Annotated in this window: 21 protein-coding genes; 10 read left to right on the top strand and 11 right to left on the bottom strand. The window is 72.5% G+C overall.

The window, feature by feature from the left end:
- Positions 1 to 146 precede the first annotated feature (146 nt).
- The 3 genes from ACZ7LU_RS02575 to ACZ7LU_RS02565 all read left to right on the top strand — a co-directional run bounded on the left by ACZ7LU_RS02575 (position 147) and on the right by ACZ7LU_RS02565 (position 5,694).
- Complete coding sequence (locus ACZ7LU_RS02575) at positions 147 to 2,279, top strand: molybdopterin-dependent oxidoreductase (RefSeq protein WP_471915441.1); 2,133 nt, start codon at positions 147 to 149, stop codon at positions 2,277 to 2,279.
- A 76-nt stretch (positions 2,280 to 2,355) separates the two neighbouring features.
- Positions 2,356 to 3,000, top strand: coding sequence for a fasciclin domain-containing protein (locus ACZ7LU_RS02570; protein ID WP_471915440.1), 645 nt, complete (start codon positions 2,356 to 2,358; stop codon positions 2,998 to 3,000).
- Positions 3,001 to 3,471: 471 nt separating this feature from the next.
- The gene (locus tag ACZ7LU_RS02565; protein WP_471915439.1) at positions 3,472 to 5,694 is read left to right on the top strand and encodes an ATP-binding protein; all 2,223 of its coding nucleotides are present in this window, start codon (positions 3,472 to 3,474) and stop codon (positions 5,692 to 5,694) included.
- On the opposite strand, the gene ACZ7LU_RS02560 is transcribed toward ACZ7LU_RS02565, so the two are convergent.
- The 3 genes from ACZ7LU_RS02560 to ACZ7LU_RS02550 all read right to left on the bottom strand — a co-directional run bounded on the left by ACZ7LU_RS02560 (position 5,688) and on the right by ACZ7LU_RS02550 (position 8,080).
- Positions 5,688 to 6,620 (bottom strand): cysteine peptidase family C39 domain-containing protein, encoded by a 933-nt coding sequence (locus tag ACZ7LU_RS02560; RefSeq protein ID WP_471915438.1) that lies wholly within the window; start codon positions 6,618 to 6,620, stop codon positions 5,688 to 5,690. The two genes, ACZ7LU_RS02565 and ACZ7LU_RS02560, sit on opposite strands and share 7 nt — an antisense overlap.
- A 44-nt stretch (positions 6,621 to 6,664) precedes the next feature.
- On the bottom strand, positions 6,665 to 7,483 hold the full coding sequence (locus tag ACZ7LU_RS02555; RefSeq protein ID WP_468561189.1) for a MerR family transcriptional regulator: 819 nt from the start codon (positions 7,481 to 7,483) through the stop codon (positions 6,665 to 6,667).
- 144 nt (positions 7,484 to 7,627) lie between these two features.
- Positions 7,628 to 8,080: an SRPBCC family protein gene (locus ACZ7LU_RS02550; RefSeq protein ID WP_398309455.1), complete on the bottom strand. Its 453-nt coding sequence runs from the start codon at positions 8,078 to 8,080 to the stop codon at positions 7,628 to 7,630.
- Between the two features lie 173 nt (positions 8,081 to 8,253).
- Here ACZ7LU_RS02550 and ACZ7LU_RS02545 point away from each other — a divergent pair, with 173 nt between their 5' ends.
- From ACZ7LU_RS02545 to ACZ7LU_RS02520, 6 genes are all read left to right on the top strand, one after another.
- On the top strand, positions 8,254 to 9,600 hold the full coding sequence (locus ACZ7LU_RS02545) for a phosphatase PAP2 family protein (protein ID WP_468561381.1): 1,347 nt from the start codon (positions 8,254 to 8,256) through the stop codon (positions 9,598 to 9,600).
- A gap of 61 nt (positions 9,601 to 9,661) precedes the next feature.
- On the top strand, positions 9,662 to 10,549 hold the full coding sequence (locus tag ACZ7LU_RS02540; protein WP_468085423.1) for a DUF72 domain-containing protein: 888 nt from the start codon (positions 9,662 to 9,664) through the stop codon (positions 10,547 to 10,549).
- 276 nt (positions 10,550 to 10,825) lie between these two features.
- Positions 10,826 to 11,785: a YihY/virulence factor BrkB family protein gene (locus tag ACZ7LU_RS02535; RefSeq protein ID WP_471915437.1), complete on the top strand. Its 960-nt coding sequence runs from the start codon at positions 10,826 to 10,828 to the stop codon at positions 11,783 to 11,785.
- Positions 11,785 to 12,279 carry a hemerythrin domain-containing protein gene (locus ACZ7LU_RS02530; RefSeq protein WP_468561187.1) on the top strand — a complete coding sequence of 165 codons (495 nt, stop codon included), beginning with the start codon at positions 11,785 to 11,787 and terminating at the stop codon, positions 12,277 to 12,279. Before ACZ7LU_RS02535 ends, ACZ7LU_RS02530 begins: the two co-directional genes overlap by 1 nt.
- A 27-nt stretch (positions 12,280 to 12,306) precedes the next feature.
- On the top strand, positions 12,307 to 12,699 hold the full coding sequence (locus tag ACZ7LU_RS02525; RefSeq protein ID WP_468561185.1) for a DUF2267 domain-containing protein: 393 nt from the start codon (positions 12,307 to 12,309) through the stop codon (positions 12,697 to 12,699).
- 43 nt (positions 12,700 to 12,742) lie between these two features.
- Complete coding sequence (locus ACZ7LU_RS02520) at positions 12,743 to 13,300, top strand: VanZ family protein (protein WP_471915436.1); 558 nt, start codon at positions 12,743 to 12,745, stop codon at positions 13,298 to 13,300.
- Positions 13,301 to 13,323: 23 nt separating this feature from the next.
- Here the strand turns inward: ACZ7LU_RS02520 and ACZ7LU_RS02515 are convergent, their stop codons facing one another.
- Both ACZ7LU_RS02515 and ACZ7LU_RS02510 read right to left on the bottom strand, forming a co-directional pair.
- The gene (locus ACZ7LU_RS02515) at positions 13,324 to 13,734 is read right to left on the bottom strand and encodes an STAS domain-containing protein (RefSeq protein WP_398309470.1); all 411 of its coding nucleotides are present in this window, start codon (positions 13,732 to 13,734) and stop codon (positions 13,324 to 13,326) included.
- A gap of 219 nt (positions 13,735 to 13,953) precedes the next feature.
- Positions 13,954 to 14,538: a TetR/AcrR family transcriptional regulator gene (locus ACZ7LU_RS02510; RefSeq protein ID WP_398309473.1), complete on the bottom strand. Its 585-nt coding sequence runs from the start codon at positions 14,536 to 14,538 to the stop codon at positions 13,954 to 13,956.
- A 102-nt stretch (positions 14,539 to 14,640) separates the two neighbouring features.
- Here ACZ7LU_RS02510 and ACZ7LU_RS02505 point away from each other — a divergent pair, with 102 nt between their 5' ends.
- A complete protein-coding gene (locus ACZ7LU_RS02505) occupies positions 14,641 to 15,789 on the top strand; it encodes an agmatine deiminase family protein (protein ID WP_471915435.1) in 1,149 nt (382 codons plus the stop codon).
- A 14-nt stretch (positions 15,790 to 15,803) separates the two neighbouring features.
- Here the strand turns inward: ACZ7LU_RS02505 and ACZ7LU_RS02500 are convergent, their stop codons facing one another.
- The 6 genes from ACZ7LU_RS02500 to ACZ7LU_RS02475 form a co-directional block, all read right to left on the bottom strand.
- A complete protein-coding gene (locus ACZ7LU_RS02500) occupies positions 15,804 to 17,300 on the bottom strand; it encodes a SulP family inorganic anion transporter (protein WP_471915434.1) in 1,497 nt (498 codons plus the stop codon).
- 189 nt (positions 17,301 to 17,489) lie between these two features.
- Complete coding sequence (locus ACZ7LU_RS02495) at positions 17,490 to 19,556, bottom strand: iron ABC transporter permease (RefSeq protein ID WP_471915433.1); 2,067 nt, start codon at positions 19,554 to 19,556, stop codon at positions 17,490 to 17,492.
- A 35-nt stretch (positions 19,557 to 19,591) separates the two neighbouring features.
- Positions 19,592 to 20,572 carry an ABC transporter substrate-binding protein gene (locus ACZ7LU_RS02490; RefSeq protein WP_468561173.1) on the bottom strand — a complete coding sequence of 327 codons (981 nt, stop codon included), beginning with the start codon at positions 20,570 to 20,572 and terminating at the stop codon, positions 19,592 to 19,594.
- Entirely contained in the window at positions 20,569 to 21,429 is an 861-nt protein-coding gene (locus ACZ7LU_RS02485; protein ID WP_471915432.1) for an ABC transporter ATP-binding protein, read from the bottom strand. The genes ACZ7LU_RS02490 and ACZ7LU_RS02485 overlap by 4 nt, the downstream gene beginning before the upstream one ends.
- 20 nt (positions 21,430 to 21,449) lie before the next feature.
- Entirely contained in the window at positions 21,450 to 23,315 is a 1,866-nt protein-coding gene (locus ACZ7LU_RS02480) for a DUF2264 domain-containing protein (RefSeq protein WP_471915431.1), read from the bottom strand.
- 50 nt (positions 23,316 to 23,365) lie between these two features.
- A complete protein-coding gene (locus ACZ7LU_RS02475) occupies positions 23,366 to 24,382 on the bottom strand; it encodes a hydroxyacid dehydrogenase (protein ID WP_471915430.1) in 1,017 nt (338 codons plus the stop codon).
- Positions 24,383 to 24,414 lie beyond the last annotated feature (32 nt).

The following is a 24,414-nucleotide window of genomic DNA, read 5'->3' as shown; positions in this document are numbered from 1 at the left end:
GCGTGGACCGCTCCCCAGCGCCGGACGGTAGCGGCACGCCGGGTTCAGCGGCAAGGGGGCAAGGGAGCAAACGGGGCAAGGCCAGCCAGAAGGCAAAAGGGCAAGGGGAGACCAATCCGTGCGGCTCTCCGCACCGGATACCCCATGTGAGAACAGACCGAAGAACACGGCAAGGCCCCGCGGACCGGTGGTGGCGGACCTCGGCAGGTGCCCTCAGCGGGCTGCTGGCCGCCTTCGCCGCCCTCGCGTCGGCCGAGCTGGTGTCCACCGCGGTGCGCCCGGAGGCAGGGCCCGTGGTCGCGGTCGGCGGGGCGGCGATCGACCGTACGCCCGCGCCCGTCAAGGACTGGGCCATCCAGCAGTTCGGGACCAACGACAAACTCGTCCTGCAACTGGGCATCCTCGCCGTGCTCGCTCTGGCGGCCGTGGCGCTGGGGGTGGTCGCTCTGCGGCACCGTCTCGTCGCGGCGGTCGGGGTGGCGCTGTTCGGTGTGGTCGGCGCGCTCGCCGCGACCGGGCGGCCCGACTCGACCAGCGCGGGCGACGCCTTGCCATCGTTGGCAGGCGCCGTCGCCGCAGCCGGGCTCCTGTACGGGCTCAGTGGCCGCTTGTTGGTCACGGATCCGTCGGCAGACGATGTCCGCCGCCGGGAGCCGGGGAGTCCTGAGGACGCGCCGCAGGCTGCGCGGGCACGGTCGACCACCGAGGACACACCGCAGGCGTCGTACGCGTACGACAACCGCCGCCGGCAGCCGACTAGTTCCGCGGACGCGCCGGGGACCGCACGGGCACCGGCCACTGCCGGCGACACGTCGCAGGCCACGCCCGCACCGGCGGCCACCAAGGACGCGCCGCAGGCGTCATCCGCGTATGACAACCGCCGCCGGGAGCCGGAGAGTTCCGCGGACGCGCCGCGGGCTGCGCGGGCACCGGCGACCACCGAGGACGCACCGCAGACCGCACCGGCACCGGCCACTTCCGGCGACGCGCCGCAGGCGTCGTCCGCGTACGACAACCGCCGCCGGGGGCCGGAGAATTCCGCGGACGCGCCGCAGACCGCACCCGCACCGGCGGCCACCGGAGACGCGCCGCAGGCCGCGGCCCCACCGGCGGCCACCGAGGACGCGCCGCGGGCTGCGCGGGCACCGGCTGCTTCCGGGGGCACGCCGCAGGCCATCACCGCTCGCTCGTGGGACCGGCGTGGATTCGTCATCGCCGCTACCGCCGCCGCTGCCGCGTCGGCCGGTGCCTGGGTTCTCGGGAAGTCGCTGAATGCCGCGAGCGGCAAGGATGCCGTCGCCTCGCGGGACAGCGTCGTGCTGCCCGCGCCAGGATCGGCCGCCCCCGCCGTGCCGAAGGGCGCACAGCTGCGGGTGGCGGGCATCAGCTCCTTCGTCACGTCCAACGAGGACTTCTACCGGGTGGACACCGCGCTCGTCGTGCCGAAGGTGAACGCGGACACCTGGCGCCTGCGGATCCACGGCACGGGCGTGGCGCGCTCGAGGACCCTGTCCTACGCGGAGCTGCTGGGCCGCGAACTGATCGAGCGAGACATCACGTTGACGTGCGTGTCCAACGAGGTCGGCGGGCCCTATGTGGGCAACGCCCGCTGGATCGGAGTGCCGTTGGCGGAACTGCTCGACGAGTCCGGGGTCGTACCCCCTTCCCGCGGCGGCCGCGCGGACCAGCTGGTGGCCCGGTCCGTGGACGGCATGACCATCGGCACTCCGGTGGAGGACGTGCTGGACGGCCGCGACGCGATGCTCGCGCTCGGCATGAACGGCGAACCGCTGCCGTTCGAGCACGGTTTCCCCGTCCGCATGCTGGTCCCGGGGCTGTACGGCTACGTCTCCGCGTGCAAGTGGATCGAGGACATCGAACTGACGACGTTCGACTCGTACGACCCCTACTGGGTGAAGCGGGACTGGGCCCGCAAGGCGCCCGTCAAGACGCAGTCCCGTATCGACACGCCCAAGCCGTTGGCCCGGCCGAAGGCGGGCACGGTGATGGTCGCGGGGGTGGCCTGGGCGCAGCACCGGGGCATCGACAAGGTCGAGGTGCGCGTCGACGACGGCCCCTGGCGGCCGGCCGACCTGGCCGCCGAGGACAGCCGGGACACCTGGCGCCAGTGGTCCTACCGCTGGCAGGCCACCCCCGGCGGCCACACCCTCGCCGTGCGGGCGACCGACCGTACGGGCGCGGTCCAGACCGACGAACGGACCCGCACGATCCCGGACGGGGCCAGCGGCCGTCATTCGGTGGTGGTCACCGTCACCTGATTCCCGCCGGGCTCCCCCTCATCTTCCCCACCCCACTCCCCGACCCCCAACTCCCGCTTTATCCACAGGAGAAGTCATGAACACCGCACCCCGTTTCCGCCGTGCCGCCGTCGCCGTCGCCTCGGTCGCCCTCCTCCCGCTGGCCCTCACGGCCTGCTCCGACGACAGCAAGGACAAGGACAAGGACAGCGCCTCGTCCGACACCGCCAAGTCGTCGGCCGCCGACCCGGCCACGGGCAGCATGACGGAGCCGTTCGGACCCGCCTGTTCCTCCGTGCCCAAGGACGGCAAGGGCAGCTTCGACGGGATGGCAGAGGACCCCGTGGCCACCGCGGCCTCCAACAACCCGGCCCTGTCCACGCTGGTCACGGCCGTCAAGAAGGCCGGCCTCGTCGACACGCTCAACAACGCCGAGAACATCACCGTGTTCGCGCCGACCAACGACGCCTTCGCGAAAATCCCCAAGGCCGACCTGGACAAGGTCCTCAACGACAAGGCGCAGCTCACCAAGATCCTCACCTACCACGTGGTCGGCGAGAAGATCGCGCCCGACGACCTGAAGAACGGCTCCTACGAGACCCTGGAGAAGTCGAAGCTGACGACGTCCGGTTCGGGAGAGTCGTACAAGGTGAACGACTCGGCCGACGTGGTCTGCGGCAACGTCAGGACCGCCAACGCGAACGTCTACATCATCGACACGGTCCTCATGCCCAAGAGCTGACGCACCCCGATCGACGGTCGCACCCACGGACGGGCTTTTGCGGAACCGCAAGAACATGTGCGGTTCCGCAAGGGCCCGTTCGAGGATCGCAGCATGACACGCCGTGGGCGGCACCGCCGGGTGGACGGCGCCCGGGCACACGCCCACCCCCCTTCTCACGGCCACCGGTTCACTCGCCGCCACCCGGCCGACCCTGACGCCGTGCCCCGCGAGATCCTCGCGTTCACCGTCGGGTGATCTGCCGCGGCCGTCGGCGGAGCGGCATAGGCGTAGGCGTAGGCATAGGCATAGACATCGGCATCGGTTTCAGGCCCGCATCAGATTGCGACGCCTTCCTGTCTTGATCTGTCATTTCGCGGCATCTGTGGCCACGCCACGGACGCCAACGGAGATCCGGACTACTCTCCCGCTCACGGAACGTGAGGGGGCAAGGGGGGCGTACCGCTCTGTCCGGGCCAGGAAGGCACATCGATGGAGCCGACTGAGCGGCGGCCGGGAAACCTGCCGCCGGAGACCACCAGCATGGTCGGCCGCGGCCCCGAACTGCGGCAGCTGGAGCGGCTGTGCGGCCGGTCCCGGCTGGTCACGGTGACCGGGGTCGGCGGCGTGGGCAAGAGCAGACTCGCCCGGCGGGCGGCCGCCGGGCTGCTGCCCCGGTTCGTGGACGGCGTCTGGTGGGTGGAGCTGACCGGTCTGCGGGAGGGCGCCCTGCTGGCCCACTCGATCGCGGAGGCGCTGCCCTTGGCCGACCAGTCCACCCGGCCCCTGCTCGACGTGGTGGCCGACTATCTGGCCGACCGGGAACTGCTGCTGGTGCTCGACACCTGCGAGCACCTGACCGACGCGTGCGCGATGGCCGCCGAGGCCCTGCTGCGCGCCGCTCCGGGGCTGCAGGTCCTGGCCACCAGCCGCCGCCGCCTCGGCCTCATGGCGGAGGAGGTGCTGACCCTGGAGCCGCTGCGGGTGCCTCGGGACCAGGAGGACATGGAGGCCTCGGAAGCCGTGACGCTGCTGGTCGAGCGGGCCGCCGAGACGGTGCCCGGCTTCACCGTGTCCGCCGCCGACGCGTCGGATGTCGTACGCCTGTCGCAGCTCCTCGAAGGGCTGCCCCTGGCCATCGAACTCGCCGCGGCCCGACTGGACAGGCTGCCCGTCGACGAGCTGGTGAAGCGGCTGCCGGACCGCTTCGACCTCCTGCAGGAGTACGACCAGGAGTACGACGGGGTTCCGGAAGGCGAGATTCCGGAAGGCAGGGTTCCGGAAGACGGGGTACCGGAAGACGGGGTACCGGAAGACGGTCCTGCCCCGGCCCCCCGGCCGCGCCCCGGCGCGGAAGTACCGCCCTGGCACCGCGCGCTGCGCACCACCATCGGCTGGAGCCATGAGCTGTGCACACCGGCCGAACGGCTGCTGTGGGCACGGCTCTCGGTCTTCGCCGGGTCCTTCGACGCCGACGCGGCCGTGGCGGTCTGCGCCGACGAGCACCTGCCCGAGGACGACATCCCGGGGCTGCTCGACGTGCTCGTGGACGACTCCGTCGTCAACTGGCTGCCGGGGCCGGAGGGTTCGGAGCGGTTCCGGATGCTGGACACCGTACGGGAGTACGGCGCGTACTGGCTGCGCGAACTGGGCGAGGAGGAGCCCCTGCGCCGGCGGCACCTGGCCCACTACCGCGCGTTCGCCCGGCGGGCGGACGCAGAGTGGCTCGGCCCGGAGCAGCTCACCTGGTACACGCGGACGGCCGCGGAGTACACCAACCTGCGCGCCGCCCTGGACCTGAGCCTCCTGCGGCCGGACGGACACGCCGCACTGGAGCTGGCCGGGAACCTCTGGTTCTTCTGGCACGCCTGCGGGTTCCCGAGGGAGGGCCAGTACTACCTGGCGCAGGCCCTCGCCGCGGACCGCGCGCCGAGTCCGGAGCGCGGCAAGGCGCTGTGGGCCGAGGGCATGGTGTTCGCCACGCTGGGAGATCCGGCGGCGATCACGGCGCGCGTCCCCGAAATCGCCGACATGGCCGCCCGGTTCGGCAGCGCCGCGGCGGCCGACCGCGCCGACACCCTCGCCTCGATCGCGGCGATGCTGGTCGGCGACCACGCACGCGCCGCCATCCTGTCCCAGGCGGTCCTCGACCGGCACCGGTGCACGCCGATGGCCCAGCCCACCCAGTCGGCCGGCTGTATCCGCAGCATGGCGTACCTCCTTGAAGGCCGGGTCGACGAGGCCGTCGCCGTGCTGGAACACCTGCGGGCCGACTGCGACCGGCACGGCGAGCAGTGGTCACGCGCCTTCGTCGACTACATGTGCGCACGCGCCGAACTGGTCCGCGGCCGGGTGGCGGCCGCCTTCGAACACGGGCGGGCCTCATGGCTCACCAAGCGCCGCCTCGACGACTCGCTCGGGATGGCCGTCGCCCTGGACGTCCTCGCCGCCGCCGCGGCCGCGTCCGGCGATGCCCGGCGGACCGCCCACCTGCTCGGCCTCGCCCAGCGGACGTGGGACACCCTCGGCGTGCCGCAGCTCGGAGTCTCCGAATGGATCGCCACCCGGCGGACCTGCGAGGAGCAGGCCCGCCGGGCCCTGGGCGACGACGTCTACACCGCCGTCTTCCAGAACGGCTACCGCACGCCTCAGGACGCCCCCGACCCGCTGACCCCCGACGCGGAGGCGGCGCCCGACCCTCGGCAGGGTCAGTGAGCGCCGGCCGGGAGTGCCGTACGCAGTCGTTCGTACGTCGGGGCGAGGCGGCGCAGGCGGTCGGCCAGGGTGGGGTCGTCGCCGGTGACCAGGGGGTGCTGGAGGCTGCCGATCAGCCGGGACTGCTCGGTCGCGACCGCCGCCGCGGCGGCGAGTCCCAGGGACTCCAGGCAGTGGGCGGCGTCGGCGACGCGGCGGGCGCCGAGGCGGACGGCGAAGTGGGCCATGAAGCCGCGCGTCGCCGCGTCGAGTCCGCCGTCCGCGCGGGCGGCCAGGGCCGCCAGGCCGGCGGCCCCGCCGAGCGTTCCCGGCGGCACGGGCAGGTCGTCGCGGCCCGCCAGCCAGCGCCGAGCGTCCGGCAGGGAACGCCGCAGCGCCTCTTCCGGCGTGACCTGCCGCTCCCGGACGAAGCTCGTCCGCATGACGTAGGGGGCGTCGATGTAGTCGATCGTCTTCGCCTCCCACGCGGCGAGGAAGTCCGCCACCGGCAGCGTCGCGTAGGGGTGGCCGTGCGGGTCGTGGAAGAGGACTGTGCCGTCGTCGGCCTCCAGCACGACGACGTAGTGGTCGGCGCCGACCTCGCTGGTGGGTGTGCCCGGCTGGTGGAGCAGCAGCCCCATGTCGACGGGGCCGACCAGGACGGGTCCCCGGGCCGCCGCCGCGCGCAGCCGCTCCCCGGCCTCCTCGGCCGTGCCCCCGGCGGTCCGCTCGCAGCGGAGGCCGAGCAGGGAGACGGCCGCGTCCAGACCCAGGTCGGGGTCCCAGCCGTAGGGGTCGAACAGCGGCAGCCTGTCGGCGCTCAGCTGGAAGCCGAACGGCGAACCGGTCAGCACCTCGATGACGGCGGGCGCAGGGGCCGTCTCCCCGAGCACCATGGCCAGGGAGTGGGCGTAGCAGTACGGGCCGGAGCCCACGTAGTACGTCATGGGTGTCGTCGTGTCGTCGTGTCCTCGTGTCGTCTCGTCGGCCGTCAGAGGGCGGTGATGGGCTGCTGGAGCTCCGTGACCCAGGCGTCGGTGTCGTCGGGGCAGTCCAGGGAGACCTCGCGGGTGAGCCCGACGGGACGGTAGCCGTGCGCGGCGATCCACTGGTCCAGCGCGTGCGCGGTGGACAGGACGCCGTCCATCGGCCCGTGGTGGATGACCGTGGCGGCCAGCGGGATGCCCGGCACCTCGACCACCGGCAGATCGCCCGCGTCCGTTCCTTCGGCGACCGGTATCGCGGCCCGCACCGTGATCTGGTCCTCGCCGGACGCTTCCTCGTAGCGGGCGATGCCGGGCCCGGCCGGGGTGGCTCCGGCGGCGTCGAGCCGACGGCACAGCTCGGCGAAGAGCGGGCCGACGACCGGCCCGATGTCCTGGGGCGCGTAGCTCGCCGCGGTGGCGGTCAGCTCGGCCACCCGGACCGCGGGGAGGGAGGTGACGACGATGTCGTCGGTAGGCATGGTGCCCTCGCTTTCGATCGTCCGGAGCCTCGCCTCGACCCGGGTCATCCGCGCCGCGGCCTCGGCGGCGGCGGATTCCAGCTCGGCCCTGCGCAGCCGCAGCATGCCGCGGAGCTCCTCGGTGCTGACGTCCTCGTCGAGGATCGAGCGGACCTGGTCCAGGGTGAAGCCGAGGTCCTTGAGGGCGATGACGCGGTTGAGCCGCGCGAACTGGGCGGCCCGGTAGTAGCGGTAGCCGCTTGACGGGTCGACGTGGGCCGGGCGCAGCAGCCCGACGGCGTCGTAGTGGCGCAGCATGCGTACCGACACGCGGCCGTGTCTGGCGAAGTCTCCGATGGTGAACATCACGTCTCCCAGTGCAGGCCCTGACACGGTGGGAGAGTCAAGCACGAGGTCACGCGCCCGGCCGGGTGGTCATCGGGGCCCGGCACGGCGAAGGCCCGGACCAGCCGGTCCGGGCCTTCGTCTTGCGTTGCCGAGGGCGGGCGGTCAGACCTGGCCGCGCCAGGCGCCGGTCTCCGCGCCGTCACGCCGCTCGATGAACTCCTTGAACCGCCCCAGGTCACCGCTGACCTGCCGCTTGACGAAGCCGAGCTTGTCGCCGACCGTCTCGGCCAGGCCCTCGGGGTCGTAGTGCATCTGCAGCATGACCTTGGTGCGTGAGTCGTCCAGGCGGTGGAAGGTGACGACGCCGGCCTGCCGGGCCTGGCCGTCCACCGTGGTCCACGCCACCCGCTCGTCCGGGATCTGCTCGGTGATCTTCGCGTCGAACTCGCGCTCCACGCCGTCGATCTTCGTCACCCAGTGGGTGAGCTTGTCGGTGCGCTGTTCGATCCGCTGCACACCCTGCATGAACTCGGGGAACGTCTCGAACTGGGTCCACTGGTTGTACGCCGCACGGACCGGCACGTTGACTTCCACGGACTCTTCGACCTGCGACACGGATGTCACCTTTCTTCGACGTCGTTCCTCGTTCCTCGTGCACCGGCCGAGTGCCCAGGTCCCGCGCCTTCACTCCCGGCCCGTTCGCGGAGAACGGCCATGGCTATAGTTCGTGAGTGTTTTCACGAATAGACCGCGGGACCGTGTTCGCCGCATCGCGCCGGCCGCGCACGATCCTGTGGGCCGCGGCGGGGGCGGTGGCCGTCGCGTTCCTCATCGCGCTGGAGATCGCCGCCCGACGCTACGGCGGTGTCCCTGGACCAATCACCAACCAGGCGCGGGAGGTGCTGTTCCCGCCGAAGCCGGGACCGCTGTACGGCGGTCTCGCGCTGATGATGGTGGTGCTCACCTGGCGGCAGCGGTTCATCGCGGCCGGTGCCGCGATCGGCATCGACGTCATCTTCGTGCTGGTGCGCTGGGCGGTCGACGCCGAGGTGCCCGAGGGCCAGTTCTTCGGCAACGGCGCGCTGTGGGCGATGCTGGGCTGCGCCGCCTTCGCGATCACCCGCCGTACCGGCGAGGAACGCGTCCTGCTGCTCAAGGGCGTCGGCCTCGGCCTGCTCCTGGTGGCCGGCCGCAAGACCGGTGACACCTGGCTGCTCATCACGGCGAAGACCCACCCGACCGTGCTCGACCCCTATGTGGCGACCGCCGACCACGCCCTGGGCAACCCGTCGTGGCTGGCCGGCCGGATCCTGGAGGCCTCGGGCCCGGTCGCCCACGTACTCGACCTCGTCTACGCCCAGCTCGCGGTGGCCGCGGTCGTCGCCGCCCTCTACCAGCTGCGCAACGTCGTGGCCGAGCGCCGCTTCCCGCGCCACCACCTGGTGCGCACCTTCCTGGTGATCGGCCTCCTCGGCCCGGGCATCTACATGATCTTCCCGGTGGTCGGGCCGATCTTCGCCTACGGTCCCGGCACCTCCGGCACCGGCGGCGTGGAGTGGGCGGTGGCCAACCTGTGGCCGCACACGCCACCGACCCTCACCGCCCCGCACCCGGTGCCGTACGACGGGATCACGCCGCGCAACTGCATGCCGAGCCTGCACACGGCGTGGGCGACCGCGATCTTCATCCACTCCCGCAAGGGCCCGCGCCTGCTGCGGTACGCCGGGACCTTCTGGCTGGTCGCCACGCTCAGCGCGACGCTCGGCTTCGGCTACCACTACGGCGTCGACCTCGTGGCCGGCGTGGTGTTCGCCCTCACCGTCGAGGGAGCCCTCCGCGCGTACGACCGCGGCTGGGACCGGTCCGGAATCCGGCTGGTCGCCCACGGCACCGCGGTCTTCACCGCGCTCCTCGTGTCGTACCGGTACCTGCCGATGGAGATGGCCGAACACCCATGGCTGGCCGGGCCACTGGTCATGCTGGCGATGGCCTCGGTGATCTACGCCTACGTACGGACCACCCGCCGGTGGGACGCCCAGCCTGCGCCGGTGCCACTGCCGCGGCAGGCGGAACCCCGGCAGGCTACCGAACCGACATCCGAACCGGCATCCGAAGCCGCGCCCGAACCGGTGTGAGCCGGACGGTCGGCAGCGGGTCACTCCGCGTCAGCACCTCGCACGTGGGTACCGGGCCTCTATGAGCAACATCCTTGTGGGCACTTGTTCCTGGACCGATCCGGCGCTGGTGCGCAGCGGCTGGTACCCGCGCGGGCAGCGGGACGCCGCGGGGCGGTTGCGGTACTACGCCGAGCGGTTCCCCGTCGTCGAGGTCGACTCGACCTACTACGCGCTGCCCCGCGAACGCAACAGCCGGCTGTGGGTGGAGCGGACGCCGGACGGCTTCACGTTCGACGTGAAGGCGTTCTCGCTGCTCACCGGGCACCCGACGTCCCGGGTGACGCTGCCCGCCGACTGGCCGGCCGAACTGCCCGCCGACAACCGGAGCGAGGAGGCCCTCGCGGAGGCCTGGGCGCGGTTCACCGCCGGGATCGAGCCGTTGCGGAGCGCCGGGCGGCTGGGCAGTGTGCTGTTCCAGTTCCCTCCGTGGCTGCGGCCCGGCGAGCGCGCCGAGGAGTTCATCGCGGCGACGGCGCGCCGGACGCGGGGCTGGCCGGTGGCGGTGGAGTTCCGGCATCCCGACTGGTGGCGCGGGGAGAACGCCGAGGCCACCCGGGCGCTCCTGGCGGACCACGGCATGGCGGCGGTCGCCGTCGACATGAACCAGTCGCTGCCGTCCGCCCTGCCGCCGTACGCGCCGGTCACGCGCTCCCGGCTGGCCGTCGTGCGCTTCCACGGCCGCAGTGCCGCGTGGGGGCGCGGCAGCAAGGAGGACCGCTTCCGGTACGCGTACTCCGACGACGAACTCGCCGAGTGGCTGCCCCGGTTGCACGCCCTCGCCGAGCGGGCCGAAGAGGTCCACGTCCTGTTCAACAACTGCTGTGCCGACGCGGCCGTGCGGGCCGCCGAGGCGATGACGCGCCTGCTCGGGGCCGACGCGTACGCAGCACCCGCTGCCATGCGATAAGATCAATATCGCCTCCTCGGGCCGGACTTCCGGTCGAGGGACAGGCGTTGGTCGTCCAAGGAAAGACGCCCCGCTTCCTGCGGGGAAATGCAGGTGCAAGGCCTGCCCAGCGCTCAGGACAAGCCCCGGACTCCGCACACATGGGTCCGGGGCTTCTGTTTTCCGCCCCGGGGCGACGCGTCCCCGCGTCACACCGCCCCGCGCCGCGTGTCCGAACAAGGGCAAGGGAAGGAAGGCGGCACCCGCGCCGCCGAGACGCGAGAAAGAGCGGCCCTCATGGACAGTTCACCGCCCGCCCGCCCCGCCGCCCCCTCGACGTGGCCCCTGCGACGCACCGCGCTCCGCCGCACGCCCGTGTCGATGTGGAACGACGACGTGTCGGACTGGGCGGCGGCGTTGACGTACTACGCGATACTCGCGGTGCTTCCCGCGCTGCTCGTCACCGTCAGCCTCATCAGTCTCGTCAGCCCCGCCACCACCCAGGAGCTCATCGCCGAGGTCACCGACTGGGCGCCCGCGGAGTCGGGCCGTTCCCTGAACTCGGCGCTCAGCGAGATGGCGGAGGCGCGCTCCGCGGCGCTCACGGTGGTGATCGCCGGTGCGGTCAGCGCGCTGTGGTCAGCCTCCAGTTACGCGGCCGTGTTCCGCCGGGCGCTGCACGCGATGCACGGGGTCGAGGACTGCCGGCCCACCTTGCGGAAGGCGCACCGGGTCCTCATGACCGCGCTGACGCTGCTCGCCCTGCTGGTCGCCAGCGCGCTGCTGCTCGTCCTCACGGGCGGGATCGCGGAGGGTGTGGGGCGGCGCATCGGCCTCGGGAACGCGGGGCAGACGGCGTGGGCCGTCCTGAAGTGGCCCGCGCTGGTCTGTCTGGTGCTGGCACTCGTCCTCGTCCTGTTCCGCAACGCGCCGCCCGCCGCCCGCGGCTGGCGCCACATCCTGCCCGGCGGAATGCTGTCCGCCCTGCTCTGGCTGCTCTCTTCGGGCCTGTTCACGCTGTACGCGACCGTCTTCGGGACCTACGGCAAGCTGTACGGATCCCTCGCGGGCGTCGTCGTCTTCCTCGTGTGGCTGTGGGTCTCCAACCTCGCCCTGCTCGCCGGCGCACAGTTCACGGTGGAGGTGGAACGCGCACGGTCCCCCCGGGGAGACATGTCACTCCCCTCGCGCACACCACGCATCAGGTTGCCCGCTCCGGGTATCGGAGCCAGAACGGACCAGAGAGGCAGGCACTGATGTCCCCATCTCAGGACGTGGTCGAGCTGATCCTCAAGGACCACCGGATCGCGGGTGATCTGCTCGGCCAGCTGCGCAACGGCACGGAGACCGTCCGCTCCCACGCGCTCCACGAGTTCGCGGATCTGTACGTCGCCCACGTGAGCGCCGAGGAGTCCGAGGTCTATCCCGAACTCACCCGGTACGAAGGCATCGACCAGGAGGTCATCGAACGCGGTGTGGCCGCGCACGAGGAGGGCGCGGAGGCGTTGCTCGATCTGTTCGACGCCCATGCGGGCGCCCCGCACGCCTGGGACGACAGACTCGACGAACTCGTCACGGCGGTGACCGAGTACACGCGGGAGACGGAAGGGACGCTGCTCGTGGACACCCGGGAGAGCGTCACGCGCGAATGCCGGGTCCGGCTCGGCGCCGCGTTCGCCGAGGAGCGCTGCCGGCAGTTGCGGGCGCGCTGCGGAGACATCGACAACGTACGCCGCTATGTGAGCGGCTGACCAGCGCCGGACCGAAAGGAGCTCAGCATGGGCATATCCCTGGAAGAGCTGCTGGAACAGGTGCGGGAGCGAGGCGGTTTCACCAGCCGTCAGCAGGCGGCGGGAGCCGTGGAGAACGTGCTGGCCGTCCTGGGCTCCCACCTGGTCGGGGACGACCGCACCGACCTGGCCCGGCTGCTGCCCGCCGGGTGCGGGACGCTGCTGGCCGACGCGGAACCGGCCGGGGAGCCGCTGCCGCCCTCGGGGTTCGTCGACGCGGTGGCCGCGCGGACGGGCCAGGACACGGCCGAGGCGCGCCGCGCCGTCACCGCCGTGCTCGGCATCGTCGCGGGGGCGGCGGACGACGCGCTGCTGCGCCGCGTCCTCACCCAGCTCCCGCCGGGACACGCGGGCCTGTTCGGCCGCACCGAACCGATCTGAGAACGGACGGCACGGTCCACACAGTCCTTCCCTGGAGGCAGTGATGGCACGGAGAGATCGTTCCAGAGCCGGCGCGCCGGCCGACGACCCCGGGCACCGGAGCGCGGCACCGCTGCGGCCGGTGGCCAGGGCGGTGACCATGCTGGTCGCCTTCGCCTGCATGGTCGGGTTCGCCGTGGTGCTCGCCCGGCTCACGCTGGAGCCGTCCGCGGGCTCCGAGGCGCTGACGCACAGCAACTTCACGCCGGGTGACTCCATCGACGACTACCTCTCGCAGCCCGCGTTCCGCGACACCGTGAAGCAGCTCGGCGGGAACATCCTGCTGGGCGTGCCGTTCGGGATGCTGCTGCCGGTCGTGCTCCCGCGCACGCGGGGGCTGGTGCGGGTGGGCCTCGCCACCGCGGTGACCATGGTGCTCGTCGAGCTGGCGCAGGGCGCGTTCGTGACAGGCCGCACCTTCGACATCGACGACGTCATCCTCAACACGACGGGGGCCCTGCTGGGCTATCTCGTGCTGGGCCGCCGCCTGGGCCGGGCCGTGCATCCGCGCCGGCGGCACTGGTGGCATCGCTTCACCAAGCGGAACGCGGCGGACGTCTGAGCCGGCCCACTCCGCGAGCGGGCCTATTCAGCGAACCGGCCCATGCCCAGGCAGTGCAGCGTGGCCGCGGTACGGGGGCACGCGCCTCGTACGGCGAAGGAGCCCTCCACCGCCTTGAGGGCTCTGAGCGTCCCGAAGAAGACGCCCGCGCCCTCCCGCGCCAGGTAGGTGACCTCGGACAGGTCGACGGTCAGGTGGCGGCAGCCGTCCTGGACCAGCGCGCGCAGCTGCGCGGCGAGGGAGTCGGCCTGGCGTGCGGTGATCTCGCCCTGGAGAGACACGCGGACCCGGCAGCCCGTGACGGTCACATGCCCTATGCCCGCGCGCCGCAGTCTGCGCGCCGTGCCCGGATACGGCAGCCGGAGGACCCTGCGGGTGTTCCGCGCTCTCGCCGCGGCCGGAGCGGGGGCGGGAGCGTGTTCGTCAGCTTGCACGGGAGAGACCTTCCGGCGGTACGCCGTCCATCGGCCGGGGAGGGCCGAAGAGGTACTTCTTTCATACGTCTATACCATGCTGTGACCACTGCTGCCAAGGGTTCCCATGGGGCGCCTGGCCTGTGAAGAGGGCTTCGAGCGGGCGCCGTCGGCGCGTACACCATTGGTCTACTCCACTCACAAGACCTGGGGCAGCTACTGGATCGGCTGACTGGATTTTCAGGAGGCCGCTTCCAGCAGCGCCAGTTCGGCCCGGACCGCTCCGCGCATCAGCTCGCGCGCGTGGTCGAGCCCGAGCCCGCCGCTGAGCCAGCGCATGCTGAGCCCCTCCAGGAGAGCCGTGAGGCGTTCGCCCGCCGCGGCGAGGGCCGGGGCGGGGGCCGTCGGCCGCACCTGGCCGATGAGGGCCGCCACCTCCTGCACCCACACCAGGGTCGCCCGCGCGAGGTCCTCCCGCAGCACCTCGTCGAAGACGGCGCTGGCCCGCAGCTCGCCCCAGGCCGAGCTGTTCTCCCTGACCTCCGGGGTGTCCTGGAGCTCCAGGAGGAGGATCTCCTCCAGCTCCTCGCGCGGCGTGAGTGGTTCGGCGCCCGCGGCGCGGCCGGTGGTGTAGCGCTCGGCGCGGGCGCTGATGAACTCGAGCGTGTGCCGCAGGATCCCGGTGCGGTCCTTGAAGTGGTAGTAGATCAGCCCGGTCGAGACGTTCGCCTCGGCGGCGAGCTCTTCGACACGCAGGCCGCGGACGCCACGACGGGCGATGAGCCGTGCGGCGGCTTCGAGGATCTGGGTGGTGCGGGGCGCCATGGGTCCGCACCCTACCGGTCCGGCTCCCCACATCTTTGACTGAATTTTCAGTCCGTGTCAGAGTCGGGAGTCGAAGCCCTCGCCCGATGACCGGAGCTCACCGTGGCCCACCGCCTCTCCCACCGCCTCACGCCCCGTCGATCCGCACTCCGCCTGCTCGCCGGAATCGGCGCCGTCACCCTCGGCGCCCCGGCGTGCGGGCCCGACAAAGTTGCAGAAGGGGCGGCCGCGGCGGCCTCGGGCCGGCGTATGGGAGCCGAGTGGGAGCGGCATGCCCGCACCTTCATGGCGTGGCCCGCGCTGCGCTCCGTGTGGGGCGCGGATCTGCGCTCCGTACGGGAGGACATCGCCCGGGTGGCCCGTGCCGTCGCGGAGTACGAGCCCGTCGTGATGCTGGCCCGGCCCGGCCAGGTGGCCGCCGCCCGGAAGGCGTGCGGGCGCGGCGTCGAGGTCGTGCCGCTGGCCGTCGACGACCTGTGGGCCCGCGACACGGTCCCCGTGTTCGTGGAGGACGACGGCAAGGTCACCGGTGTCGACCTCAATTTCGACGGGTGGGGCGACAAGCAGGAGCACTCCAACGACGCGCGGGTGGGCCGCGCCCTGCTGTCCCAGTACGGCATTCCCCGCAGGAAGGCTCCCCTGGTCGCCGAGGGCGGGTCCCTGGAGACGGACGGCGAGGGCACGCTCCTCGTCACCGAGAGCTCGGTCGTCAACGACAACCGGAACCCGGGGAAGAGCCGGGACCGCGTCGAGGCCGAGCTGAAGCGGACCCTGGGCATCGAGAAGGTCGTCTGGCTGGCCGGGGTGCGCGGGCAGGACATCACCGACGCGCACGTCGACAGTCTCGTGCGGTTCACCGCGCCGGGCGTGGTGCTCCTGGACGAGGCGCATCCCGGCACGCCCGCCGATGTCTGGTCACGCGCGGCGGACCAGGCGAAGGCCGTGCTGAGCGAGGCGAGGGACGCCAGGGGCAGGCCCTTCGAGGTCGTCGGCCTGCCGCAGCCCGATCCGGCGCGGATCACGGGCGCGGGCGACGACTTCGTGTCGACGTACATCAATTTCTACGTCGCCAACGGGGCCGTCCTGATGCCCCGGTTCGGGGACCGCGGGGCCGACAGCCGGGCCCGGAGCATCCTGCGGGAGCACTTCCCCGGGCGTGACGTCGTGCCGGTGCGGATCGACACCATCGCCGCCGGCGGCGGGGGCATCCACTGCTCCACGCACGACCAGCCGGGCCGCCCGGCCGACTGAACGGGGCAGGGGTCTCAGGCGAGTTCGCCGCTGAGCTTTTCGTGGATCTCGGCGCTCGGCGTGTTCAGGCCGATGATCTCGACGGTCTTGCCGCGCTGGGCGTACTTGGTCTCGACCGCGTCGAGCGCGGCGACGGACGAGGCGTCCCAGATGTGGGCGGCGGTCAGGTCGATGACCACCTTGTCGGCGTCGGTGGCGTAGTCGAACTGCCCGACGAGGTCGTTGGAGGAGGCGAAGAACAGCTCACCGGTCACGGAGTACACGACGGTGCGCGCGTCGGGGCCGGGGGCCGCGGTGACGTTCGCGAGGTGGGCGACGCGCCGGGCGAAGATCACCGTGGCGGTCAGGGTGCCGACGACGACGCCGACGGCGAGGTTGTGCGTGGCGACCACGCAGACCACGGTGACGACCATGACGACGATCTCGCCGGCGGGCATCCGCCTGAGCGTCTTCGGGGCGATGGAGTGCCAGTCGAACGTCGCGACGCACACCATCACCATCACGGCGACCAGCGCGGCCATCGGGATGTCGGAGACGACCGGGCCGAAGACGATGCAGAGCACCATCAGGAACGAGCCCGCCAGGAACGTGGAGAGGCGGGTGCGGGCCCCCGACACCTTCACGTTGATCATCGTCTGGCCGATCACGGCGCAGCCGCCCATGCCGCCGAGGAAGCCGGTGACGATGTTGGCGATGCCCTGGCCGATGGACTCGCGGGTCTTGGAGGAGTGCGTGTCGGTGATCTCGTCGACCAGCTTGGCCGTCATCAGGGACTCCATCAGGCCGACCAGCGCCATGGCGAGCGCGTAGGGGGCGATGGTGGTGAGGGTGTCCATGGTGAAAGGCACGTCGGGCAGGCCGGGGACCGGCAGCGCGGAGGGCAGTTCGCCCTTGTCGCCGACCGTCGGCACGGCGATGCCGGCGGCGACCGTGATCGCGGTGAGGACGACGATCGACACGAGCGGCGCCGGGACCACCTGGGTGGCCTTCGGGAAGAACACCATGAGCGCGAGGCCGCCGGCGATCAGCGGGTAGACGGCCCACGGCACGTCGTGCATCTCGGGGACCTGCGCCATGAAGACCAGGATGGCGAGGGCGTTGACGAAGCCGACCATCACGCTGCGCGGCACGAACCGCATCAGCTTGGCGACGCCGAGCGCGCCGAGGGCGATCTGGAAGACGCCCGCCAGGATGACGGCGGCGATCAGATGGCCCAGGCCGTGCTCGCGGTTGAGCGGGGCGATCACCAGGGCGACGGCGCCGGTGGCGGCGGAGATCATCGCGCGTCGGCCGCCGACGACCGAGATGGTCACGGCCATGGTGAAGGAGGCGAAGAGGCCGATCGCCGGGTCGACCCCGGCGATGATCGAGAACGAGATCGCCTCGGGGATCAGCGCCAGGGCGACGACGAGGCCGCCGAGGATCTCGGTGCGCCACACCTTCGGGTCGGACAGCCAGTCGGGCTTCAGACCGCGCAGCCGCGCGGCGGGGGACAGTGCGGAGGTGGGCAAGAAGGGTTACCTGTCGTGCTCGGGCGCGCCCGGCGTCGTGAGGGGGGCGAGCGGGAGGGCTTCGTACGCCCACAGACATTGGTCTTCGCCGGGGCGGCGCCGAGCCGCCCACGAGGCTCACCTACTTTACCCGCACCTGACAGCCACCCACCGCGGGAGCGCGTACACCACCCGGGCGGGCCGCCCTCCTCAGCGGCGGCTTCGTACCAGCAGATAGAGGAAGTACGGCGTGCCGATGACGGCGGTCATCAGTCCGGCGCCGAGCTGGGCCGGGGCGATCGCCGTGCGGCCCACCAGGTCCGCGGCGCACACGAGGACGGCCCCGAGGAGCACCGCGACCGGCACCACCCGGACGTGCCTGCGGCCGACGAGAGCACGGGCCGCGTGCGGCGCGACGAGTCCGACGAAGCCGATCGTGCCCGCCGCGGCCACGGCGGTGGCGCTCAGCAGGACGCTGAGAATGAGGAAGCCCAGGCGGCCGCGGCCCAGGTGCAGGCCGAGCAGTCTCGGGGTGTCCTCGTCGAGCGACACGAGGTCCAGTTCGGTGCGGCGCGCGACCGCGACGGCCAGGCCGATGACGAGGGCGACGGCGAGCGGCACCACGTCGGGCAGGGTCCGCCCGTAGGTGGAGCCCGCGAGCCAGGTCAGCGCCTTCGTCGCGTTGAACGGGTCGGTGAGGATGATGAGCAGGCTGACGACGGCCGCCGACCCGGTGGCAACGCCGAATCCGACGAGGACGAGCCGGTTCTGCCGGAACCCGCCTTTCGCCGCGAGGCCGAAGACGAGGACCGCGCTGAGTGCGGCGCCGGTGAAGGCGCCGGCGGCGATGCTCCACGATCCGGCCGCAGGCACCGTCGTCACGAGGAGGACGGCGCCCACCGCGGCGCCGTTCGTGACGCCGAGGATGCCGGGGTCGGCGAGCGGGTTGCGGGTGACGGCCTGGATGAGGGTGCCGGCGAGGGCGAGGGCCGCGCCCGCGAGGAGGGCGGCGAGGACGCGGGGCACCCGGGTGTCGAGGACGAAGGAGACGGTCTGCCCCGCCCTGCCCTGCGCCCAGTTGACCACGTCGCCCAGCAGCAGCTTGCTGTCGCCGATGAGCACGGCGGCGATGGTCAGGCCGACGAGCACGGCCACGAGGACGGCCGTCGTGCCGATGAACGCGGTACGGCTGCGGATGCGCAGCTTGTCGGGCGGTGCGGCGCCCGCCGTGTCCCGCACGCGCGCGGCCATGACGATCAGGAAGAGGGCGCCGACCAGGCTGGTGACGACGCCTGTCGGTACGGCGACCGCCAGGTCCGAGGGGACGAGGGCGCGCAGCAGCACGTCGGAGCCGAGCACCAGGGCCGCCCCGGCGAGGCCCGCGAGCGGCAGGCGCGCCCGTGACCGGGTGAACGCGCGGAATCTGCGGCCGAGCGGGCGGACGAGGGCGGGGGCGCACAGGCCGACGAAGCCGACGGGGCCCGCGAGGGTGACGGCGGACGTGGAGAGCAGGGCGGCGAGGACGACGGCGGTGACGCGCGTGGCGCGGACGGGGACGCCGACGCCGCGCGCCGCGTCGTCCCCGAGGGCCAGGGCGTCGACCCTGCGGGCGAGCAACACCAGGCCGACGAGGCCGACGACGCCGATGGGTGCGGTCTGCAGGACGCCGTCGAAGCCGTTCTGCGCGACGCTGCCCTGGTTCCACTCGTAGAGGCCGTGCGTCTCCTCCGGGAACAGCAGGAGCAGCCCCTCGGTGACGGCGGTGAGGCCGAGGGTGAGGGCGCTGCCCGCGAGGACGAGCCGGACGGTGCCCGCGCCGAGGCCGGAGAGGCCGAGGACGACGGCCGCCGCGGCGAGGCCGCCGGCGAACGCGATGCCGGAGGAGGCGAGGAGCGGCAGCGAGATGCCGGTGGCGGCGGCGATGCCGAGGGCGAGGTAGGAACCCGCGTTGACGGCGAGGGTGTCGGGCGAGGCGAGGACGTTGCGGCTGATGGCCTGGAGGGCGGCGCCGGCCGTGCCGAGCACGGCGCCGACGAGCAGCGCCGCGGTCATCCTGGGCAGCCGGGAGGCGATGACGACGGACGCGTCGCCGGGGTCGGCCCGGCCGGTGAGGGCCTTCCACACCTCGGACGGGCCGACGGCGGCCGTGCCCTGGGTGATGTCGACGACCGCGAGGGCGGCGACGAGGAGGAGGAGTGCGGCCGTCACCGCGGCGGCGCCCGTGCGGGACGCGGCTGCCGACGGACGGGTGGTCGGGGTGGTCGCGGTGACGGCCATGGCGTTACTTCTTCAGAGCCTTACTCTCCTGGGCCTTACTTCTTCAGGGCCTCGACGACGGAGTCGACGTACTGGTTCATCGACGCGGGGCCGCCGAACATCCAGACGCCGTCGGGCAGCCGGTGGACGTTGCCCTTCTTCACGAACGGCAGGGAGGTCCACACCTTGTCCTTCTTCAGGACGCCGCTGAAGGGGTTGCTGCTCTTGTCGCCGTCGTTGCCGATGTAGGCGAACTGCACGTCCTTGTCGAGCTTGGTGAGGCCTTCGACGTCGGTGGTGCCGAGGCCGTATGCCTTGTCGCCCTTGACCGACCAGTCGTTCTTCAGGCCGAGCTTCTCGTTGACGGCGCCGATGAGCGAGCCGCTGGTGTACGGCCGGACGGAGGTCTGGTTGCCGGTGACGTAGCCGTCGGCGAAGGCGTACTTCGTGCCGGCGTGACCGGCGGCGGCGAGCTTCTTCTTCCCCTCGGCGAGCTTGGCCTCGAAGTCCTTCTTGAGCTTCGCGGACCGCTTCTCGGTGCCGGTGGCCTTGGCGAGGAGGTCGAGGTTCTCGGTCATCTGGCCGATGGGGTCGGCGGCGTCGGCGGGGCGCAGGTTGAGGACCGGGGCGATGTCCCGCATCTGCTTCACGGCGGCGGCCGGCAGGTCGGTGGTCGCGATGATGAGGTCGGGCTTCAGGGACGCGATGGAGTCCATGCTCGGCTCGCCGCGGGTGCCGACGTCCTTGGGGTCGTTCTTCAGCGGGGCGGCGGTGTCCCAGGTCTTGTAGCCCTTGACGTCGGCGACGCCGGTCGGCTCGACGCCGAGGGATATCAGGCTCTCGACGGCGTTCCACTCGGTGCCGACGATCTTCTTGGCGGGCCCGTCAAGCTTCACCTTCGTGCCGGTGCCGTCGGTGAGGGTGATGGATCCCGCGGTCTTCTTCGCGTCGTCGGCGGCGGGCTCGGTGGTGCCGCAGGAGGACAGGGCGAGGGCCGCGGCGGTGGCGGCCGCCGCGGTGAGGAGGAGGCGTCTCATGAGGTGGTGCTGAGCCTTTCGCTTCGCGAGTGGTGGCGGCCGATGGCGCGGGTGCGCAGGCGGCCGGTGAGGGGGTCGGAGTCGACTTCGATACGGATGCCGTACGTGTCGGTGAGGCGTCGCGGTGTCAGTACGTCCCCGGGGTCGCCGTCCGCGACGACGCGTCCCGCGTCGAGCAGGAGGATCCGGTCGGCGACCGCCGCGGCCTGGTCGAGGTCGTGCAGGACGGCGCCGACGGCGATCCCGTGGTCGTCCGCCAGGTCCCGCATCAGGTCGAGGAGTTCGACCTGATAGCGCAGGTCGAGGTGGTTCGTCGGCTCGTCGAGGAGGAGCACGCCCGTCTCCTGGGCGAGGCAGCCGGCGAGCCAGACGCGCTGGAGCTGCCCTCCGGACAGGTGCTCGGCGCCGCGTTCGGCGAGGTCGGCGACGCCGGTCAGGGCGAGCGCCCGGTCGACGGCGGCCCGGCCCCCCGGGTCGGCCCCGCCCCAGCGGCCGCGGTGCGGATAGCGGCCGAATTCGACCACATCTCGCACGGTGAGACCGCTGGGGGTGGGGCGTCCCTGGGTGAGCAGGGCGACGTGGCGGGAGAACTCGCGGGCGCTGAGGGCGAGGCCGTCGGTGCCGTCGTCGATGACGAGGGTGGCGGTGCGGGGCCGCTGCAGCCGCGCGAGGGTGCGCAGCAGCGTCGACTTGCCGCTGCCGTTGGGCCCCACCAGGACGGTCACGTCGCCGGGCCGCAGCGTCATCGAGGCGTCGTGGACGACGTCGACGCCTTCGTACGCCACGGTGACGCCCGTGGCCGACAGTTGATGACCCTGGGGGCGCGTGGCCGTGTCGGTCTCTTCACCTTCATGCACGCGGCAGAGGTTAGCCTAACCTAACCGTGGCGCGAAACAGGCCCCCAACTGTTGGACACAAGGGGGTATTCGGCCAGATTGAATCCGATGCGTGTCCGGGAACCGTCCGACCAGCGGAACTCGATGCTCTCCGAGGTCGCCCGCACCACCCTCACCACTGTTGAGAGCGGGGCCGGGTCCGGTTCCGCGGTGAGGGTGGCCAGGGCGGCGAAGAGTGCGGGACCCGTGACCTCGCCGGTCAGCCGGGGGACGTGCACCGAGCGCGCGTACGCCGTGCCGTGAGGTGCGCGGACCTCGTCCCGGGCCGGCCAGCCGTGCAGGGAGTGCAGGGCGCTGCGCACGGGTCCGTCGGGGGGCGTGGCCCAGCCCGTCTGGGTCGCGCGGGCTCCGGGCGGGGCGCCGGTCACGCGGTGCACGCGCAGTTCGTACCGGCCCCGGGCCACCGTCACGCTCTCCACGCGCAGGCCCGGCACCATCGGTGGCCCCTGTGTGAAGACGGGGCGGTGCCAGGACGCCGCCCAGTCGGGGCCGCTGCCCAAGGGGTGGATGCGGCGGCGGACGCTGGGGACACCGGCGACCTCGACGGCGAAGTGGTTGTCGGGGATGTTTCCGGGCGCCGTCGGGCCGGTGTGCGTGGAGTACGCCTGGTGGCCGTAGAGCGGATCCTGCTGCTCGGCCGACTCCCCCTCGTGCGGGCGCACGTCGTCGCTGCCATGGTTGTGGAGGCGGACGATTCCGTCGGCGCGCGTCGACTGCACCAGGAGGCCCGGTCCTGGCAGAGCCAGGACGTGGTCGGCCGTCTCGACGGGGGCCTGCTCTTCCGTCGCCGTCCACAGCGCGTGGTCCGCGGGGGCCAGCAGCGCCACGAACGCCTTCGACGCCCAGTACGGCGACGCCGGGCCCGAGTAGCGCTGGACGGTCGGCTCGTGCGGGCCGTGCCAGCCGAGGGTCAGCAGTCCTTCGTCGTCCACCGCGCCGCGGTCCAGGAAGTGGCGCAGGGCCCCGCTGATGAGGCGCCGCGAGACGCCGGGGGTCAGGGGCGTGTGGCCGGTGAGCGCGCCGAGGGCCACGCTCGCCCCGGCGGCGAACCGGTAGGTGAGGGAGCGGCCGAAGTGGACCGGGGCCCCATCGCCGCCGAAGAGGTGACCATAGCCCTCCAGGTGCGAGCCGAGGCGGGGGCCGAAGTGGTCCAACAGCGCGGTGTCGCCCGCCAGGTGGGCCTCAAGGACCGGATACAGGTGCAGCGCCCAGCCGTTGTAGTGGTCGAAGGCGCGGCCGTCGCCGTCCGAGTACCAGCCGCCGCCGACGTACCAGCTCTCCAGGAGCTCCCGTGCCCGCTCCCGCGCGCGCCGCGTCTCCTCGTCGCCGCGGCCGACCGATTCGAGGAAGGCGGCGACCGTATAGGGGAAGAGGTACCAGTTGTTGGGGGCGGGCAGATGGCGCAGGGCGCCGCGCAGCCAGGCCTCCGCCCGGTCCTGCACCGGCTCGTCGAGGGCGTCCCACAGCCACGGCCGGGTCAGGCGCAGGCCGAGCGCCACGGAGGCGGACTCCACCATGGGCTGGCCCTGTATGTGGTGGTCCAGGACGAGCGGCCAGGACTCGGTGTCGTGGCGGCCCGGGGCGGCGGTGCCCGCGGCGAGGCCCCGCGCGTAGCGGTCGATCCAGCCGTGCGGGTCCTCGCCGCCGGCGCCCGCCACGCGGAACGCCGCGGCCAGGAACGTACGGGCGTACCCCTCCAGACCGTCGGAGCGCACGCCCGACACGGACGGCCGGCCCGGCAGGTCCAGGAGCGCGCACCCGGGCGTGGACCACCGCCAGGCCGCGCGCAGCAGACCGTCGGCCGCGGCCTCCCAGTGGGCGCGCGTGTATCCGGTGTGCGGGCTCATGTCATGGTCGAGGGGCGGAAGGTGCCACGCCGGTGACGTCGTGTGCCGGCTCATGCGAGGTACGCCAGCCTGTCCCGGCGTACGGGATGGGCGAAGCCGTCGCCCGCGGTCCAGCGGCGCACCTCGTCCACGGCGAACTCCGCGAGGCGCCGCCACTCGTTGCCCTGGGAGCCCGCGAGGTGCGGGGTGAGCAGGGCGTTGTCCGCGTCCCACAAGGGGTGGTCCGGCGGCAGGACTTCGGGGTCGGTGACGTCGAGCACGGCGCGGACACGGCCCTCGGTGACGGCCTCGGTGAGCGCGTCCTGGTCGACGACGGCGCCGCGCGCGGTGTTGATGAGCACGGTGTCGGGGCGCATGGCGGCGAGCAGGTCGCGGCTGACCAGGCCGCGGGTGGCGGGCAGCAGCGGGGTGTGGACGCTCACGGTGTCGCTTCGCGCGAAGAGCTCGTCGAGCGGCACGAGTTCGACGCCGAGTCCGGCGGCGTCGTCCGCCGACACGTACGGGTCGTGCAGGAGGACCCGCAGGTCGTAGGGGCGCAGCAGTTCGATGACGCGGCGTCCGATGAGCGAGGCGGAGAGGATGCCCACGGTGCGGCGGTAGTTGCCGGTGCCGCGTGACGTGCGCAGCCAGTCCATCTCCGTGCGGGTGGCGCGGAAGTCGCGGGCGCTCTCCAGGACGCGCTTGCCGGTGAGCAGGATTATCGCGACGGTGTACTCGGCGACGGGCAGCGCGTTGGCCGCGGCGGCGGACGACACCTCGATGCCGCGCTCCCAGCACGCCTCGGTGACATGGGCGCGGATGGAGCCCGCCGTGTGGACGATGGCGCGCAGCGCGGGGGCGCCCGCGAGCACGTCGGCGGTGAGCGGCGGGCAGCCCCAGCCGGTGACGAGGAGTTCGGCGCCGGCCAGTACGGCCTTCGCGCGGTCCGTGCCGAAGTCGTCGAGGACTGGCGGGGGTTCGAGCTCCACTGTCCGCGCGAGGGCGTCGAGGGCTGACGGCTCCAGGACGGCCTCGGCCGCCCTCCGCGACATGGCGAGAGCGGCCCGGGGCCGGTGGGACGGTGACATCTTCCTCCTCGTCGAACGGGCGGTGCGATGTG

It is taken from the genome of Streptomyces sp. NPDC039462, from assembly GCF_055639375.1.
Note: the sequence above shows the minus strand (reverse complement) of the source record. Positions and strands in the feature narration are given on the sequence as shown.

Coding starts and splice junctions, on each gene's coding strand:
- ACZ7LU_RS02560 (WP_471915438.1), bottom strand. CDS start 6,620: ATGACGTACTACGTGGGCTCCGGCCCGTACTGCTACGCCCACTCCCTG.
- ACZ7LU_RS02475 (WP_471915430.1), bottom strand. CDS start 24,382: ATGTCACCGTCCCACCGGCCCCGGGCCGCTCTCGCCATGTCGCGGAGG.
- ACZ7LU_RS02530 (WP_468561187.1), top strand. CDS start 11,785: ATGTCCCCATCTCAGGACGTGGTCGAGCTGATCCTCAAGGACCACCGG.
- ACZ7LU_RS02520 (WP_471915436.1), top strand. CDS start 12,743: ATGGCACGGAGAGATCGTTCCAGAGCCGGCGCGCCGGCCGACGACCCC.
- ACZ7LU_RS02495 (WP_471915433.1), bottom strand. CDS start 19,556: ATGGCCGTCACCGCGACCACCCCGACCACCCGTCCGTCGGCAGCCGCG.
- ACZ7LU_RS02525 (WP_468561185.1), top strand. CDS start 12,307: ATGGGCATATCCCTGGAAGAGCTGCTGGAACAGGTGCGGGAGCGAGGC.
- ACZ7LU_RS02570 (WP_471915440.1), top strand. CDS start 2,356: ATGAACACCGCACCCCGTTTCCGCCGTGCCGCCGTCGCCGTCGCCTCG.
- ACZ7LU_RS02540 (WP_468085423.1), top strand. CDS start 9,662: ATGAGCAACATCCTTGTGGGCACTTGTTCCTGGACCGATCCGGCGCTG.
- ACZ7LU_RS02555 (WP_468561189.1), bottom strand. CDS start 7,483: ATGTTCACCATCGGAGACTTCGCCAGACACGGCCGCGTGTCGGTACGC.
- ACZ7LU_RS02480 (WP_471915431.1), bottom strand. CDS start 23,315: ATGAGCCCGCACACCGGATACACGCGCGCCCACTGGGAGGCCGCGGCC.
- ACZ7LU_RS02535 (WP_471915437.1), top strand. CDS start 10,826: ATGGACAGTTCACCGCCCGCCCGCCCCGCCGCCCCCTCGACGTGGCCC.
- ACZ7LU_RS02510 (WP_398309473.1), bottom strand. CDS start 14,538: ATGGCGCCCCGCACCACCCAGATCCTCGAAGCCGCCGCACGGCTCATC.
- ACZ7LU_RS02565 (WP_471915439.1), top strand. CDS start 3,472: ATGGAGCCGACTGAGCGGCGGCCGGGAAACCTGCCGCCGGAGACCACC.
- ACZ7LU_RS02490 (WP_468561173.1), bottom strand. CDS start 20,572: ATGAGACGCCTCCTCCTCACCGCGGCGGCCGCCACCGCCGCGGCCCTC.